Raw genomic sequence first — 14,039 nt, forward strand, 5'->3', positions numbered from 1 at the left:
AGTAGGACCATGGGAAAGCTGATCGGCTACGCGAGGGTTTCAACCAAGGCACAGGACACCGACAGGCAGGAGCAGGACCTTATCGCCGCTGGCGTGCGACGGGATGACCTGTATGTGGACCACGGGGTGAGTGGCGGCAGGGCTGAGCGCCCCGGCCTGACCCAGGCTAAGAGCGCTCTGCATGATGGAGACACATTGGTTATCACCACGCTGGACCGCTTGGGGCGGTCCACGCAGGACATGCTCAAGCTTGCCGAGGAACTGAAGGCACGCGGCGTCGGGCTCCGCGTGCTCAACTTGGGGGGCGGGGACGTGGACACGCGCACGCCCACCGGACAGATGATGCTTACCATCTTCGCCGCACTGGCTCAGATGGAGTTGGAGATCAAACGGGAGCGCATCGGTGACAGTGTGAGCAAGCGCCGCGCCGCCGGAAAGGACCTCGGTGGACGTAAGGCTCAGTTCACGACAAGCCAGATCAAGAACGCTATCCGCTTGATTGAGTCAGGCCAGCCAGCATCACAGGTCGCAAGGGATTACGGCATGTCCAGGGCAACCTTGTACCGCCGGATTGAAGCACTTCGCACAACCGACAAGCAATAGCCTTTAACGACCCCCGGGTTGCCGGGGGTCAGCCGTTCCTTCGGACACACACAGACACCGCCCGGGGACGACCCACAAGGGCCTAACAAGGGCGCGGTGGCCCCCGGGTACTCCCAAGCAATTTGAGGGCCTTAAAATCCCTCCTGCATCATCAGTCACAGGCAGGCAGGCAGGGGGCGTGCCTATGAGGACTTCCTGCTGAGTATCTCTTCTCTGATCGCCGCAAAGGTGGCATCCTTTTCCGCTGCCTTCGCAAACCTCTCGTTGTGCTTGCGGGACCTGTCGAAAGTGTTGCCGAACCGGTTGTCTCGGAAGCGCTGAAGCCACTTACCTGGGTCGTCGCCGAGAGAGGTGCGCTCCAAGGTAGCAATCTCGTCGCCATCCAGTAGGCGACGGGCCTCCCCCGGCTTCTTCAGGTGGACACTGACGGTGTTCGGATCGAAGGTGCGTGCCGATCCTTCGGTGTGGGGGTGGAGGATTACGTGGAATCGTGAGCGGATGTAGTCGCGCCGATCGTCGATCGGCAAGGCCAGCCATTCATTGAACCGCTGTTCTGTCGTGAACATCTCGCGGTCGAACTTTGCTAGAGGGTCCAGGTCCTCGCTTTGGTGAAAGCCAAGCTCGGCCATACGCCCCTCAAGGGCCTCACGCTGCCGGCGGATTGCTTCGTTGAACTCCCTCATCTGACCAACCGTCAAGTCACCGGCGGCGAGCGCACTGCCAGCTTCCCGCTCCCGCACTCCGAGCGCTTCCAGTTCAAGTGTGATGGTTTCCCGTTCCACCTTGTCCTCGGGGCTCTCAGATTGAGCCCCGACTGTCTGTGATATGTACCGGAACACCCAAAATTCCACCGCAGCGTCCACGTACTCTTCACGCTTGCCAACGTGCCCTTCGCCCTTGGAAGGACACCTATAGGCGATGTGTTTCTTTCTGGTCCCGGTCGTGGGGTCCTTCCGACCATATACGGTCCCCGACCGTACGGGCTGGCCGCAGTGGCACTGCGCAATTCCCGACAGGAGGTGAACGGCCTTGTTGCTCTGCGAGCGCCGCCGTTCTGGTGCTTCCAAAACCCGAACGACTGCACGCCAGATAGCCTCCGAAACTATGGGCGGGATTTGATCTCGGCTTAGTACGTCCCCGCGAAACTCATAGAGACCGGCGTTCCGGGGGCGCAGGAGCGCCTGGCGTAGTTGTGCGTATCCCCACGGCTTAGAGGCCGTGGTCATCAGCGGCTCTCCATCCCAGCCCTCTTCATTCCACTGCGCGATGATCGCGCCAAGGGACCTTCCCGCAAGCACTTCGGAGTGCGCCGCCGCGAGCGCCGCCGCTTCCCTCTCGTTGAGGACCAAGCGCCCGTTCTCTACGTTCCACCCGAACGGTCGCCTGCCGCCAGTCCAACGACCGTCGGAGGCCAATTGTTCAGCCTTGGCCCTTGCCCTGTCTCGTTTGGTGGCGGACTCAAACCTTGCCACCTGCCCCATGATGCCCGCTCGGAGCAACCCGTCTGCGGTGGAAAGGTCAACGACTCCACCACCCGTAACCGGGTATGTCAGGATCGGCGTATCTGTCCGCTTCCCTATGCAGACCTCTGCATACTCCTCGAACTCCATTGGGCGGCGGTGCAGCCTATCCATCCTCCAGCAGATGACTGCTTCGACGTCCCGGGCCTCCAGCCGCTTGAGCATGGCAACGTAGGCAGGTCGAGTCCTACCGCTGAACGCAGATGTTGAGTTGTCGCTGAACACCTCCAGCACTTCCATGCCGTGGCGTGCCGCGTACTCCCTGCAAGCTTCTTCTTGGCGCTGGACGCCCAGACCTTCCGCTCCCCTGTCTTGGGAAATGCGGGTGTAGATGAAAGCGCGTATGGTCACGCTGCCAGTCTATAGTGCATTGTGCATGAGTAATGTTCGGGAAGCCCGAGTTCAGTGCGATGAGCATGTCCAGGCTCTCGGCTTCGCGCACCTCCCCCACTACCAGCCGGTCCGGACGCATGCGCAGTGCTTCCTTCACCAGCCGGCGGAGTGGAATTTCACCCTCCCCTTCGAGGTTCGGTTGACGGCACTGAAGACCCACCACGTCCCGGAGCGGAAACTGGAGTTCAAAGATTTCCTCCACGGTGATGACACGCTCCCGGCTTCCGATGCTGGCCGCCAGGCAATTCAGCATGGTGGTCTTGCCTGCCTGGGTTGCCCCGGAAACGAGTATGTTAAGGCCGCTGGACACTGCCGCACCGAGAAAGCGTGCTGCTTGCGGGGACAGCGTTCCCAAGTCCACGAGATGTTCAAGCCTGCTTGCTTTCACTACAAACTTGCGAATGTTCACGGCCCAGTGGCGGCGGGTCACATCTGGGATGACCACGTGAAGTCTCGAGCCGTCCGGCAACGCGGCATCGACAAATGGCGATGACATGTCCAGCCTTCTACCGGAGCTTTTGAGCATGCGTTCCACGAGATCACGCACCTGCTGCTCCGTGAGGCTCAGCGAGGTCAGTTCTGACTCACCATTGCGCGCCACATAGATTTCGTTGGGTGCGTTGAGCCAAATCTCCTCGATCGAGGGATCATCGAGGAGCGGTTGAAGTACACCAAACCCTGCGACGGCGTCGAAGAGGAACCGGCGGGCTGCGTCAAGGGGACCAAGGGGCGGCAGAGGCCCCATCAAGGCCCGCTCGTCGTAGTCAGTGACCGCGGCTTCGACGAGCCGCCGGACCTCTCCTGCCTGCCTGAGCGGATCCAGCCCGCGGCGACGGATGAGCTCGCGGACTTCGTCCTCGACAATTCCCAGCGCGTCCATATGTTCCCCCATACAACTGCCGCCCCCGGCGGAGGCAGTGCGACTGGGGTACAGCCTAGGGAGCGTGCCCCTGCCGCAACAAGTCATCATTAGCGTTTGTGGATAACCGAGGAACCTCAAGATTCTCCCCGCGAGTGCTCAGGATTCCATCCAGATGACCACAGGATTCACATAAGTAACACCAGAATCACTGGTTCCGCTAGTAACACGGGTGCTATGGTGAGCGCGTTATTTATCGAAATAGCACTATCAGGTGCCTTCCTGGGGAAATCACCTGAGCAGTATCCAAAGAGGTGCTCGGGGGAGCGCCGCATTGTCTCCGGAGCACATATGAAGCGGAACCTGTCTCAGTCCCGTCGCCTAGTCCTGAGGTCTCTCGGGACCGCCCTGTTGGCCGTCTCGTTGCTCCTCGGCCCTGGCATAGCCGGAGTGGCCTTTGCGGTCGAGCCCAGCCCCACGCCTGCGCCAGCCCAAACTTCCGCAGCGCCATCGCCACAGCCAACCGCCACGCCGTCCCCGGCCCAGGCCACTGCAGGACCGACGCCCACAACCACGGCGTCTCCGCAACCTTCCGCCCAAGCGAGTTCCCCGGCGTCGGCTACCGCTGAATCCATGGCAAAGGCCATTGGAACCGGCGGGGCCCAAATGGGGCAGCGTTCAAAGCGGGTGACCTCTTCATCCCCCTCCGCAGCTGTCCAGAAGCTCAATACGGAGTCACTGGCCACTCAAGGCACGTGGATGCCTTCGTTTGGTGTCCAAGGGCTGGACGTCAGCGGATACCAGCCCAACGTCGACTGGCAACAGCAGTGGAACATGGGCGCCCGGTTTGCGTATGTGAAGGCCAGCGAAGGCAGTTACATGACGAACGACTACTTTGGGGCGCAGTACCAGGGAGCCAGAAACGTCGGCATGATCCGCGGCGCTTACCACTTCGCAATACCCAACTGGTCTTCCGGGGCAGACCAGGCGCGCTACTTCGTTAACAACGGCGGCGGCTGGTCAGCCGATGGATACACCCTGCCGCCGGTCCTCGACTTCGAGTTCAACCCATACGCGGGACGGACCGATATCCCGGGGTACACCCCTGGCAACACCTGCTACAGCATGTCCGCAAGCCAACTGGCTTCCTGGGTCCGGGACTTCGGCAATACGATGCTTTCGCTTACGGGGCGCCTCCCGGTGATCTACACCAACACGAGCTGGTGGAACCAGTGCCTCGGTACCCAGACCGGCTTTGGCGACTACCCGCTTTGGGTCGCAGCGTACCCCAGCTCCCCCAGCGATAACGCCGGCACCGTCCCCGCAAGCTGGAGCACTTACAGCATTTGGCAGTACAGCAGCACCGGGCCCCTTGCCGGCGACTCGAATGTTTGGAACGGCGACTACGCATCCCTCCAGCGCTTTGCGGGAAGCAGCACGCCCGCTATTCAGGTCCCATCCCAGGCGACCCAGCAAATCGCAGCCTATGCAAGCAGCCACCCGTCACTGAGCAGCCCAACTACCGCCATCACGTGCGGGTTGACCAGTGGCGGCTGCTACCAGGGGTTCCAAGGTGGAACGGTCATGTGGTCCTCCGCCTCAGGAGCCTTCGCTGTATCGGCAGGGCCTGTCACCGGCGCGTGGCAAGCCCTCGGCGCAGAACGCAGCCCGGCAGGCTATCCGACAAGTGACCTGATCTGCGGCCTGAAGAACGGCGGTTGTTTCCAGAACTTCCAGGGCGGCAGCATCATGTCGTCCCCGGCCACGGGTGCCGCGTTCGTTCCGTTCGGCGCCATCAGGGACTCCTGGGCAGCGCAGGGCTACGAGAACGGCCCGTGGGGCTACCCAACGAGCAATGCGACGTGCGGACTGCGGTCCGGCGGATGCTTCCAGCTTTTCCAGGCGGGGTCGGCGCTTTGGAGCCCTTCCAGCGGCGCCCACCTGGTAAAAGCAGGACCAATCCTGGACGCGTGGGCCAAGGACGGATTTGAGAATGGCCTCCTGGGGTTCCCAAGCAACGATGCAACCTGCACGGCGTCTGACTGCACGCAGCAATTCACCGGCGGGGTCATCGGATCGACATCCACAGCCGGCGCCTGGCCCATCTACATGGGCATCGGTGACACGTGGAAGGCAGCGCGGGCAAAGGGGGAACCGATCGGATTCCCCCTGGCCAAGGAAGTCTGCGGACTTCGAGGTGGCGGCTGCTACCAGCTGTTCCAGGGTGGAAGCATCCTTTTCTCGCCCGGGTCGGGGGCCTACGCCGTGACAGGTCGGATCCTCAACTACTGGACGCAATCGGGCTTCGAAAACGGCAAGCTGGGCTACCCGACCGGCCCGGCCAGTTGCGGCTCCGTTCAGAGCGAATGCTGGCAGCCCTTTGAAAACGGCATCGTCGCCTACTCCGCCACGACTCAGATCCAGACAATCCCGGCTGGCGCCATGGCCCAGGCATGGACGAATCTTGGTGCGTCCGGAGGGGCCCTCGGCTACCCTACGTCCGCACAAGTCTGCGGCCTCAAGGACGGCGGATGCTTCCAGATGTTTGCCAAGGGCGCCCTTATGTACTCACCCGCTGCCGGTGCGCAACCCAGCCTGCTGGGGCCCATTCGCGACCTCTGGCAGAAGCAGGGTTTCGAAAACGGAGCGCTCGGTTATCCTGCCTCAAATGTAATCTGCGGGCTCGTCGGCGCAGGCTGCTTCCAGAACTACCTTGGCGGGACAGTGATGTGGTCCAACGCCAGCGGGGCACACGCGCTGCCGTTCGGTCCGATCCGTGACGCATGGGCAGCTTCCGGATTTGAAAATGGGATTCTCGGCTACCCGCTGAGCGACCAGGTATGCGGCCTGCGGAACAGCGGCTGCTTCCAGAACTTCGTAAACGGAACCGTCATGTACTCGCCCACCACCGGAGCCCAAATCATGTCATCGGCGCCTATTCGGGACAAGTGGGCCACGACAGGCTTCGAGGGCGGCTCGCTCGGCTACCCCACCAGCGGTGTCATTTGCGGGTTGCGCAACGGTGGCTGCTTCCAGAACTTCGAGAAGGGAACCATCATGTGGTCTGCCGCCAGCGGCGCCCAGGTGATGATGCCCGGGCCCATTCAACAGAGCTGGGCCGGGCAGGGCTTCGAAAACGGTGCCTTGGCGTTCCCCACAAGCGGCCAGACATGCACCGCGGACAAGCTTTCATGCAGCCAGACCTTCCAGGGCGGGACCATCACCTGGACCTCCGCAGGCGGAGCAAAAATCCGGCTCAACTGACCAGACACGAGAAGAGGGGCGGGACCGCTTTCGCGGTCCCGCCCCTCTTCTCGTTTTGGCTTAGCGGCCGTGTTCCAGCAGATTAATGAGGTAAGAGCCGTACCCGCTCTTGACGAGAGGCTCCGCCCGCTCGCGCAGCTCATCATCCGTGAGGAACCCCAGGCGCCAGGCGATTTCTTCGGGAGCCCCGATCTTGAGGCCCTGCCGGTTCTCCGTGGTCCGCACAAAGTTCGACGCGTCGTTCAGGTCATTGAACGTTCCCGTGTCCAGCCATGCTGTCCCCCGCGGAAGAATCTCGACCTGCAGCTTGCCGCGCTCAAGATAAGTGCGGTTGACGTCGGTGATCTCCAGCTCGCCCCGGGCAGACGGCTTGAGGTTTTTTGCGATGTCCACGACGTCGTTGTCGTAAAAGTAGAGGCCTGGCACTGCATAGTGGCTCTTCGGTTCGGCCGGCTTCTCCTCCAGCGAGACTGCTTTGCCGTTTTCGCCGAACTCCACAACGCCGTATGCCTTCGGATCGGCTACCCAGTAGCCAAACACAGCCCCACCGTCAATATTCTCAAAGCGCCGCAGCTGGGTGCCCATGCCGTGCCCGTAGAAGATGTTGTCACCCAGGACAAGGGCCACGCTGTCATCCCCAATGTGCTCGGCACCAAGCACAAACGCCTGTGCGAGGCCATCGGGTGACGGCTGCTGCTTGTAGGTGATCGAAACACCAAACCGGGAACCGTCACCGAGGAGCCGTTCAAACTGCTCCGCATCATGGGGGGTGGTGATAATGAGGATGTCCCGGATGCCCGCAAGGATCAAGGTGGAGAGCGGGTAGTAGATCATGGGCTTGTCGTACACCGGGACCAACTGCTTACTGACGCCCAAAGTGATGGGATGGAGCCTCGAGCCGGTACCGCCGGCGAGTATTATTCCGCGCATGCACCCATCTTTCCTTTAGCTAAGTGCAGCGGCAAATCCGGTAGTCTTGGGAATTATGCAGCGACTTCTTGTTACCGGCGGCGCCGGCTTCATTGGCTCAAACTTTGTCCACTACGTTATTGAGAACACGGAAGACCACGTCACTGTTCTGGACAAGTTGACCTACGCCGGCAACCTTGCGTCGCTGCAGGGCCTTCCAGCAGACCGCTTCTCATTCGTTCAGGGTGACATTGCTGACCCCGCCCTCGTGGACGGACTCGTGGCCGGCGCGGATGTAGTGGTCCACTATGCAGCAGAATCGCACAACGACAACTCCCTGCACGACCCACGGCCTTTCCTCGACACCAACATCATCGGCACCTACACCCTCATCGAAGCAGCGCGGAAGCACAACAAGCGCTTCCACCACATTTCCACAGACGAGGTCTACGGCGATCTCGAACTCGATGATCCCGAGCGTTTCACGGAACAGACCCCCTATAACCCGTCCAGCCCGTACTCTTCCACGAAGGCCGGCTCCGACCTGCTGGTCCGTGCCTGGGTCCGCTCATTCGGGCTTCAGGCCACCATCAGTAACTGCTCCAACAACTACGGCCCTTACCAGCACGTGGAAAAGTTCATCCCCCGGCAGATCACCAACGTGATCGACGGCATCCGGCCCAAGCTTTACGGCAAGGGGGAAAACGTCCGTGACTGGATCCACGCCAACGACCACTCCTCCGCCGTGCTCGCCATCATTGCCAAGGGGCGCATCGGTGAGACCTACCTGATTGGCGCCGACGGTGAAAAGAACAACAAGGACGTCGTTGAACTGATCCTGAAGCACATGGGCCAGGCGCCGGACGCCTATGACCACGTCATCGACCGGGCCGGCCACGACTTGCGCTACGCGATCGATTCCACAAAGCTGCGGACCGAACTCGGCTGGGAACCCCGGTTCTCCAACTTTGATACCGGCATCGAGGACACTATCGCCTGGTACCGGGACAACGAGGACTGGTGGCGTCCGCAGAAGGCCGCCACCGAAGCCAAGTACAAGGAACAGGGCCAGTAAGGCATGTCCATCGAGTTCTCCAAAAAGCTCACCATCCACGAAACGCCCATTCCCGGCGTCGTTCTCTATAATCTTCCTGTCCACGGCGACAACCGTGGCTGGTTCAAGGAAAACTGGCAACGGGAAAAGATGGTTGCATTGGGCCTGCCGGATTTTCGGCCGGTACAAAACAACATCTCCTTCAACGAGAAGGCAGGTACCACCAGGGGCATCCACGCAGAGCCATGGGACAAGTTCATTTCGGTGGCCACGGGACGGATTTTTGGGGCCTGGGTTGACCTGCGCCAGGGACCCACGTTTGGTGCCGTTTTCACCGCGGAGCTGGACCCGAGCCAGGCGATCTTCATTCCCCGGGGCGTCGGGAATGCTTTCCAGACCCTTGAAGATTCGACGGCTTACACATACCTCGTAAATGACCACTGGTCCGCGGACGCGCAGGGTCAGTACACCTTCCTGAACCTGGCGGACGAAACCGCGGCCATCGAATGGCCCATTCCGCTCTCCGAAGCCGAACTGTCCGACAAGGACAAGGCGCACCCCCGCCTCGCGGACGTCGTACCCATGCCACCGAAGAAGACCCTGGTAATCGGGGCCAACGGCCAGCTGGGTAAGGCACTGCGGAAAAAGTACGACGGCGACACTTCCGTTGAGTTCGCATCGCGAAGTGAGTTCGACCTCGGCAGTCCGGACGCCTTCAAAGACCGCAACTGGAAGAACTATTCCACGGTTATCAACGCGGCGGCCTACACGGCCGTTGACGCTGCGGAGACTTCGGAGGGGCGCGCAGCCGCCTGGGCCACCAACGTGACCGCGTTGACGCAGCTTGCGCGAATTGCCGTTGAGCATGACCTCACCCTGGTCCATGTTTCCTCTGACTACGTCTTCGATGGCGCCAAGGAAATCCACGCGGAGGCGGAAGCACTCACGCCGCTTGGCGTCTATGGGCAGACCAAAGCAGCGGGCGACGCCGTCGTCAGCGTAGTTCCCCGGCACTACATCGTCCGCACCAGTTGGGTGATCGGCGAAGGCAACAACTTCGTCAGCACCATGGCCTCGCTCGCGTCACGGGGAGTGGAGCCCTCGGTGGTGAACGACCAGTTCGGGCGCCTCAGTTTCACCGAAGATATCGCGGCGGGTATCCGGCATTTGCTGGACACAGGCGCACACTATGGCACGTACAACCTGAGCAACGACGGCGAGCCACAGTCGTGGGCGGACATCGCAGCTGACGTCTACGAGTTATCAGGCAAAAGTAGGTCCTCGGTGACGGGTGTGAGTACCAAGGAATACTTCGAAGGGAAAAATGCTGCGCCCCGACCGCTGAACAGTGTTCTTGACCTGTCCAAGATCAAGACTGCCGGCTTCAAGCCCGTTCCCGCAGGCGACCGTCTGGCGGCGTACTTGAAGAATGGATCGGTCGAGTCTTGAACGCCCCATTGCGTCATCCGGACACCCTTGTGATCATGCCGGCCTGGAATGAGTCCGAGGCCATCGGCAATACGGTCCGGGAGGTATTCGAATTCGGCCCGCCGTGCGACATTCTCGTCGTCGATGACGGTTCCAGGGATAAAACAGCCAGTGTCGCCCGTGAAGCAGGGGCTACCGTACTGCAGCTTCCCTTCAACATGGGCGTTGGCGGCGCTATGCGCACGGGCTTTAAGTACGCAAAAACCCACGGCTACAGCCGCGTGATCCAGGTCGATGCTGACGGCCAACATGACCCAAGGGACATCAAGGCTGTACTCGACGGGCTTCAGCACGCCGACATCGCGATTGGTGCCAGGTTCGCCGATAAGGGTAATTACACGGTGCGGGGGCCAAGGAAATGGGCCATGAAAGTGCTCGCATGGACAATATCCCGAATCGCCGGAACCCCCTTGACGGACGTTACGTCTGGTTTCCGGGCAGCGAACACCAAGGCCATCCGGCAGTATGTGGATCACTATCCCGCAGAATACCTCGGCGATACCATAGATTCCCTTGTTGTTGCCATCCGTTCAGGCTGCACAGTAAAACAAGTACCGGTCTCGATGCGCGCCCGCCAAGGGGGCACACCCAGCCATGACCCAATGAAGGCCGCCATCTACCTCGGCCGCTCAGGAATGGCGCTGCTGTTCGCGCTGACGCGGAAGAAAACCGAGCCGTCCACCAACTAGGAATCCAAAAATGTCGCTCCTCATGGGCTCCATCGTCGTCGTGGCGATCCTCTTCTTTGTTTTTGAAATGCTCCGCCGGCAGAAACTGCGTGAAAAATACGCAGTGCTATGGATAGTCATCGGCATCGGAACACTTTTGCTTTCCGCATTCCCCTCGCTCCTGCAGCAAGCCAGTGGGCTCTTGGGGATCCAGGTCCCGGCCAACCTCCTATTCATCATGACGCTGGTGCTCCTGGTGGGCGTCTGCCTGCATCTCTCCCGCGAGCAGTCCCAGGCTGAAGACGAGGTCCGCATCCTCTGCGAAGAAGTCGCCCTTTTGAGGGCCGAACTCACTACGGTCAAGGAACAGCTTGGCAGCGGAACCGGCGACAGTCCGCAGCCCAACGGCACGCAATAACGGTCACGGCAGAGCGCCCGGCATCGGGCACGAAAAAGGACGCCCTTTCAAGGACGTCCTTTTTCGTTGTTACCGGCTAGCGGAGTTCGTTGTCACCGGCTAACGGACAATATGCTTTGCCAGCCGGGGCAGAGAATCAAATTTGCCTTTCCGCACTGCCTTTAGGACCAGGGTGGCAGCATTCAGCCGGGATGTGGTATGGAGGCTGGCCGCACGCGCGGCGCCCTTCCAACCAAGGCTGGTGAACCTCTCAGCCTGCGACTGGAAAAAGCGGCGTTCTTCGTCAAAACGCCGGCCGTCCAAAGCCCTGACAGAAGAATCCGAGGCAGAGTGCCTGCGGTAAAGGAAGGCCAAGACCGGATCAACCACCATGGAGCCATGTTCTGCAGCAATGTCCAGCAGTAGGGCCAGGTCCTGGACTACATCAAGCCCCTCCGTGAAGCCAATGCGTTTTACCGTTTCTGCGCGCCACGCAAGAGAAGGGAAGTAAGCCCAGTCTGCGCGCACCAGGCTTGTTGCCATGGCTTCACCCTTGAGCTCGATCCGCTCGCTGGTCTTTGGAGCGTAGATCTTCTTGACTGCATCCACGAGTGGTGTGCAAGCGATCCCTTGTTCATCGATCACTTGTACGCCAGGCTGGACAACGTCTGCCTTGGGGTACTCCTCGAAAGCACCCACCACCACGTCAAGGTAGTTGGGGAGCATTATGTCATCAGCCCCCATGATGACCACGTAAGGGGACTCAACCAGGGTCAAGGCTTTTCGGTAGTTGCCGTTCGCGCCGAGATTTTGCTCGTTCTTGAGGTAGGTCACGCGCGGGTCCGTAATAGATGAGAACCAGCGCTCCGGTTCCGGATCCGGGTAACCGTCGTCAATAACGATGAGACGCCAGTCTTTGTTCTCCTGGTTCATCACGCTTCGGGCTGCGAGCTTCATCTGATCGACATCGCCGTAGTAGGGCAGCATTACGTCAACGGTCATGGACCTTGGGATTCCTTCCGTGGGCTCCGCGCGAAGAACTCGGCGGCTTCCCAACGATTATAGTTGACGCCTCAGTGTCCGGTTCCAGCCACATGCCTTGCTAGACTGCTGAGGACCGGCCCCGCCCCGCCGGCGCAGATCGGGGGCCTGAAAGGAAACAATCTTGCTGGACCCCCAACCGAACGTGAATCCGCGCGTCAGCGTATGTATGGCTGCTTACAACGGCGCCCTCCACATCGAAGAGCAGATCCGGTCTATCCTGCCGGAACTCGGCCAGGCAGACGAAGTGATCGTCGTGGACGATCACTCCACGGACGATACGGTGGGGGTTGTCAAGGGCATCGGTGATCCGCGGATCCGCCTGATCTCTGCGGCGACAAACGCAGGGTACGTCCGCACCTTTGATCGAGCCCTCAGCGCAGCCCGCGGAGAGTTTGTGTTCCTGTCGGACCAAGACGACCTCTGGCTGCCCGGACGTGTGGAGGAGATGATTTCAGCACTGGACGGAAAGGATGTTGTGGTTAGCAACTGCAAACATTTCGATGGTCCTCTCGGGACTTTTCACGAAATACGGCTTCGAGCCGAGGATTCGTCCCGTACCGTGCGAAACATTATTGGGATAATCGTCGGCTACCGCCTGCATTGGGGCTGCGCCATGGCTGTCCGAAAACGCATCCTTGATCAGGTCCTGCCTTTTCCGCAACATATGACGGAGTCGCATGACCAGTGGATTGCCATGGTTGGCAACGTGAACCGCTCGATCATATACCTGGAAAAAGACACAATTCTGCATCGTCTGCATGGAGAAAATCTGACCCCCCATGGGGTTCGATCGATATCGAAAATCGTCCGGGCGCGGATAGCGTTCATCCGGAATCTGGTAGTAGCGATCCGCCGCTCCAGCAACTCAAGGCCGGCATGACAAGCAGCGGACCACTGGAACATGTCCAGCAAAACAATGAAGTATGCGCCGTCGTATCCACGTTCAATCCGGGACCGGAAACTGTCGAAAACATTGACTGGTTGTTCCGATACGTTAGTCGCGTCGTTGTTGTCGATGATGGCTCAAGCCGTGACGTCCAGTCCACGCTGGCTGCTCTGGAAGCACTGGGAGCTGCGGTCATTCGCCTGGAAACTAATTCTGGTATCGCTGCGGCCCTCAATACCGGTATTAGGGAAGCCCGGAACCGATGGCACCCCGAGTGGGTTGTCACCATGGACCAGGATTCGCGCTTTTCAGGTGACTATGTCAACGCCGCTTTAGCAACGGTTCGTTCCTCGCCGCATCCGGAGAGCGTGGGTATGGTTTGCGCGGAATCGCACAATGGTGTTCTCCTTCCCGCTCTCGGCGGAACAAGCGAGCCTGAAGTCTTTGATCCAATGACCAGCGGAAGCCTGGTTCGATGTGGCGTCTTCGATGAAGTGGGCTACTTTGACGAAGAATTCTTCATAGACTGTGTTGACACTGAATTCAACGCCCGTCTGCGCGACCGTGGTCTTCGTTCCCTGGCCGGTCATGGCTGCAACCTCGTGCACAGTCTCGGAAATGCCAGGCCAATGATGATCCTCGGCTGGAGGGTGCGCATCGGCCAGAAGAAACTCAATGTCTATTACCACCCTCCATTCCGGGTCTACTACATCACCCGAAACTCCCTCGTGATGGCCCATCGATTCTGGGCAAAACAGCCTGGCTGGGTCCTGCGACGCATGTACATGGAAGTACAGAGCCATATCGTTCGCTTCCTCTACGGCCCCGACCGGCGGAAGCACCTCATCGCCGCCACGGCGGGGGCAAGGGACGCACGGAGGGGTCGTCTCGGGAAGATCGACGAAGCGCTCGCTTCGCGTTTGCGTTGACCTGCGTCAGTCCAGTCTGTGATAT

12 protein-coding genes are annotated in these 14,039 nt (G+C 60.3%); 8 read left to right on the forward strand and 4 right to left on the reverse strand.

Annotation, left to right across the window (positions count from 1 at the left end):
- The first annotated feature begins 9 nt into the window (after positions 1-9).
- The gene (locus ACTAQI_RS08920) at positions 10-603 is read left to right on the forward strand and encodes a recombinase family protein (RefSeq protein WP_457950658.1); all 594 of its coding nucleotides are present in this window, start codon (positions 10-12) and stop codon (positions 601-603) included.
- A gap of 182 nt (positions 604-785) precedes the next feature.
- On the opposite strand, the gene ACTAQI_RS08925 is transcribed toward ACTAQI_RS08920, so the two are convergent.
- Both ACTAQI_RS08925 and ACTAQI_RS08930 read right to left on the reverse strand, forming a co-directional pair.
- Complete coding sequence (locus ACTAQI_RS08925) at positions 786-2,417, reverse strand: recombinase family protein (protein WP_457951024.1); 1,632 nt, start codon at positions 2,415-2,417, stop codon at positions 786-788.
- Positions 2,311-3,396: a CpaF family protein gene (locus tag ACTAQI_RS08930; RefSeq protein ID WP_457950659.1), complete on the reverse strand. Its 1,086-nt coding sequence runs from the start codon at positions 3,394-3,396 to the stop codon at positions 2,311-2,313. Before ACTAQI_RS08930 ends, ACTAQI_RS08925 begins: the two co-directional genes overlap by 107 nt.
- A 738-nt stretch (positions 3,397-4,134) precedes the next feature.
- Here ACTAQI_RS08930 and ACTAQI_RS08935 point away from each other — a divergent pair.
- Entirely contained in the window at positions 4,135-6,639 is a 2,505-nt protein-coding gene (locus tag ACTAQI_RS08935) for a GH25 family lysozyme (RefSeq protein ID WP_457950660.1), read from the forward strand.
- A 60-nt stretch (positions 6,640-6,699) separates the two neighbouring features.
- On the opposite strand, the gene rfbA is transcribed toward ACTAQI_RS08935, so the two are convergent.
- Positions 6,700-7,569: a glucose-1-phosphate thymidylyltransferase RfbA gene (gene rfbA, locus ACTAQI_RS08940; protein ID WP_457950661.1), complete on the reverse strand. Its 870-nt coding sequence runs from the start codon at positions 7,567-7,569 to the stop codon at positions 6,700-6,702.
- A gap of 55 nt (positions 7,570-7,624) precedes the next feature.
- On the opposite strand from rfbA, the gene rfbB reads away from it, so the two are divergent.
- Genes rfbB through ACTAQI_RS08960 form a run of 4 tightly spaced genes read left to right on the forward strand, consistent with a single transcriptional unit; the run spans position 7,625 to position 11,176 of the window.
- The gene (gene rfbB / locus ACTAQI_RS08945; RefSeq protein WP_457950662.1) at positions 7,625-8,623 is read left to right on the forward strand and encodes a dTDP-glucose 4,6-dehydratase; all 999 of its coding nucleotides are present in this window, start codon (positions 7,625-7,627) and stop codon (positions 8,621-8,623) included.
- Positions 8,624-8,626: 3 nt separating this feature from the next.
- Positions 8,627-10,051: a sugar nucleotide-binding protein gene (locus ACTAQI_RS08950; protein ID WP_457950663.1), complete on the forward strand. Its 1,425-nt coding sequence runs from the start codon at positions 8,627-8,629 to the stop codon at positions 10,049-10,051.
- The gene (locus tag ACTAQI_RS08955; protein ID WP_457950664.1) at positions 10,048-10,779 is read left to right on the forward strand and encodes a glycosyltransferase family 2 protein; all 732 of its coding nucleotides are present in this window, start codon (positions 10,048-10,050) and stop codon (positions 10,777-10,779) included. Before ACTAQI_RS08950 ends, ACTAQI_RS08955 begins: the two co-directional genes overlap by 4 nt.
- Before the next feature lie 22 nt (positions 10,780-10,801).
- A complete protein-coding gene (locus ACTAQI_RS08960) occupies positions 10,802-11,176 on the forward strand; it encodes a DUF2304 domain-containing protein (RefSeq protein WP_457950665.1) in 375 nt (124 codons plus the stop codon).
- A gap of 99 nt (positions 11,177-11,275) precedes the next feature.
- Here ACTAQI_RS08960 and ACTAQI_RS08965 read toward each other — a convergent pair whose 3' ends face one another.
- Positions 11,276-12,157 carry a glycosyltransferase family 2 protein gene (locus ACTAQI_RS08965; RefSeq protein WP_457950666.1) on the reverse strand — a complete coding sequence of 294 codons (882 nt, stop codon included), beginning with the start codon at positions 12,155-12,157 and terminating at the stop codon, positions 11,276-11,278.
- A gap of 163 nt (positions 12,158-12,320) precedes the next feature.
- Here ACTAQI_RS08965 and ACTAQI_RS08970 point away from each other — a divergent pair, with 163 nt between their 5' ends.
- Together ACTAQI_RS08970 and ACTAQI_RS08975 are read left to right on the forward strand one after the other, a co-directional pair.
- Positions 12,321-13,079, forward strand: coding sequence for a glycosyltransferase (locus ACTAQI_RS08970; protein ID WP_457950667.1), 759 nt, complete (start codon positions 12,321-12,323; stop codon positions 13,077-13,079).
- A complete protein-coding gene (locus tag ACTAQI_RS08975) occupies positions 13,076-14,014 on the forward strand; it encodes a glycosyltransferase (RefSeq protein WP_457950668.1) in 939 nt (312 codons plus the stop codon). Before ACTAQI_RS08970 ends, ACTAQI_RS08975 begins: the two co-directional genes overlap by 4 nt.
- The last annotated feature ends 25 nt before the right edge of the window (positions 14,015-14,039 follow it).

Source organism: Pseudarthrobacter sp. alpha12b (assembly GCF_054130495.1).

Excerpts from the sequence above, each read along its gene's own strand:
- ACTAQI_RS08920 (WP_457950658.1), top strand. The coding sequence starts at position 10 with ATGGGAAAGCTGATCGGCTACGCGAGGGTTTCAACCAAGGCACAGGAC.
- rfbA (WP_457950661.1), bottom strand. The coding sequence starts at position 7,569 with ATGCGCGGAATAATACTCGCCGGCGGTACCGGCTCGAGGCTCCATCCC.
- rfbB (WP_457950662.1), top strand. The coding sequence starts at position 7,625 with ATGCAGCGACTTCTTGTTACCGGCGGCGCCGGCTTCATTGGCTCAAAC.
- ACTAQI_RS08960 (WP_457950665.1), top strand. The coding sequence starts at position 10,802 with ATGGGCTCCATCGTCGTCGTGGCGATCCTCTTCTTTGTTTTTGAAATG.
- ACTAQI_RS08975 (WP_457950668.1), top strand. The coding sequence starts at position 13,076 with ATGACAAGCAGCGGACCACTGGAACATGTCCAGCAAAACAATGAAGTA.
- ACTAQI_RS08965 (WP_457950666.1), bottom strand. The coding sequence starts at position 12,157 with ATGACCGTTGACGTAATGCTGCCCTACTACGGCGATGTCGATCAGATG.
- ACTAQI_RS08935 (WP_457950660.1), top strand. The coding sequence starts at position 4,135 with ATGCCTTCGTTTGGTGTCCAAGGGCTGGACGTCAGCGGATACCAGCCC.
- ACTAQI_RS08930 (WP_457950659.1), bottom strand. The coding sequence starts at position 3,396 with ATGGACGCGCTGGGAATTGTCGAGGACGAAGTCCGCGAGCTCATCCGT.
- ACTAQI_RS08950 (WP_457950663.1), top strand. The coding sequence starts at position 8,627 with ATGTCCATCGAGTTCTCCAAAAAGCTCACCATCCACGAAACGCCCATT.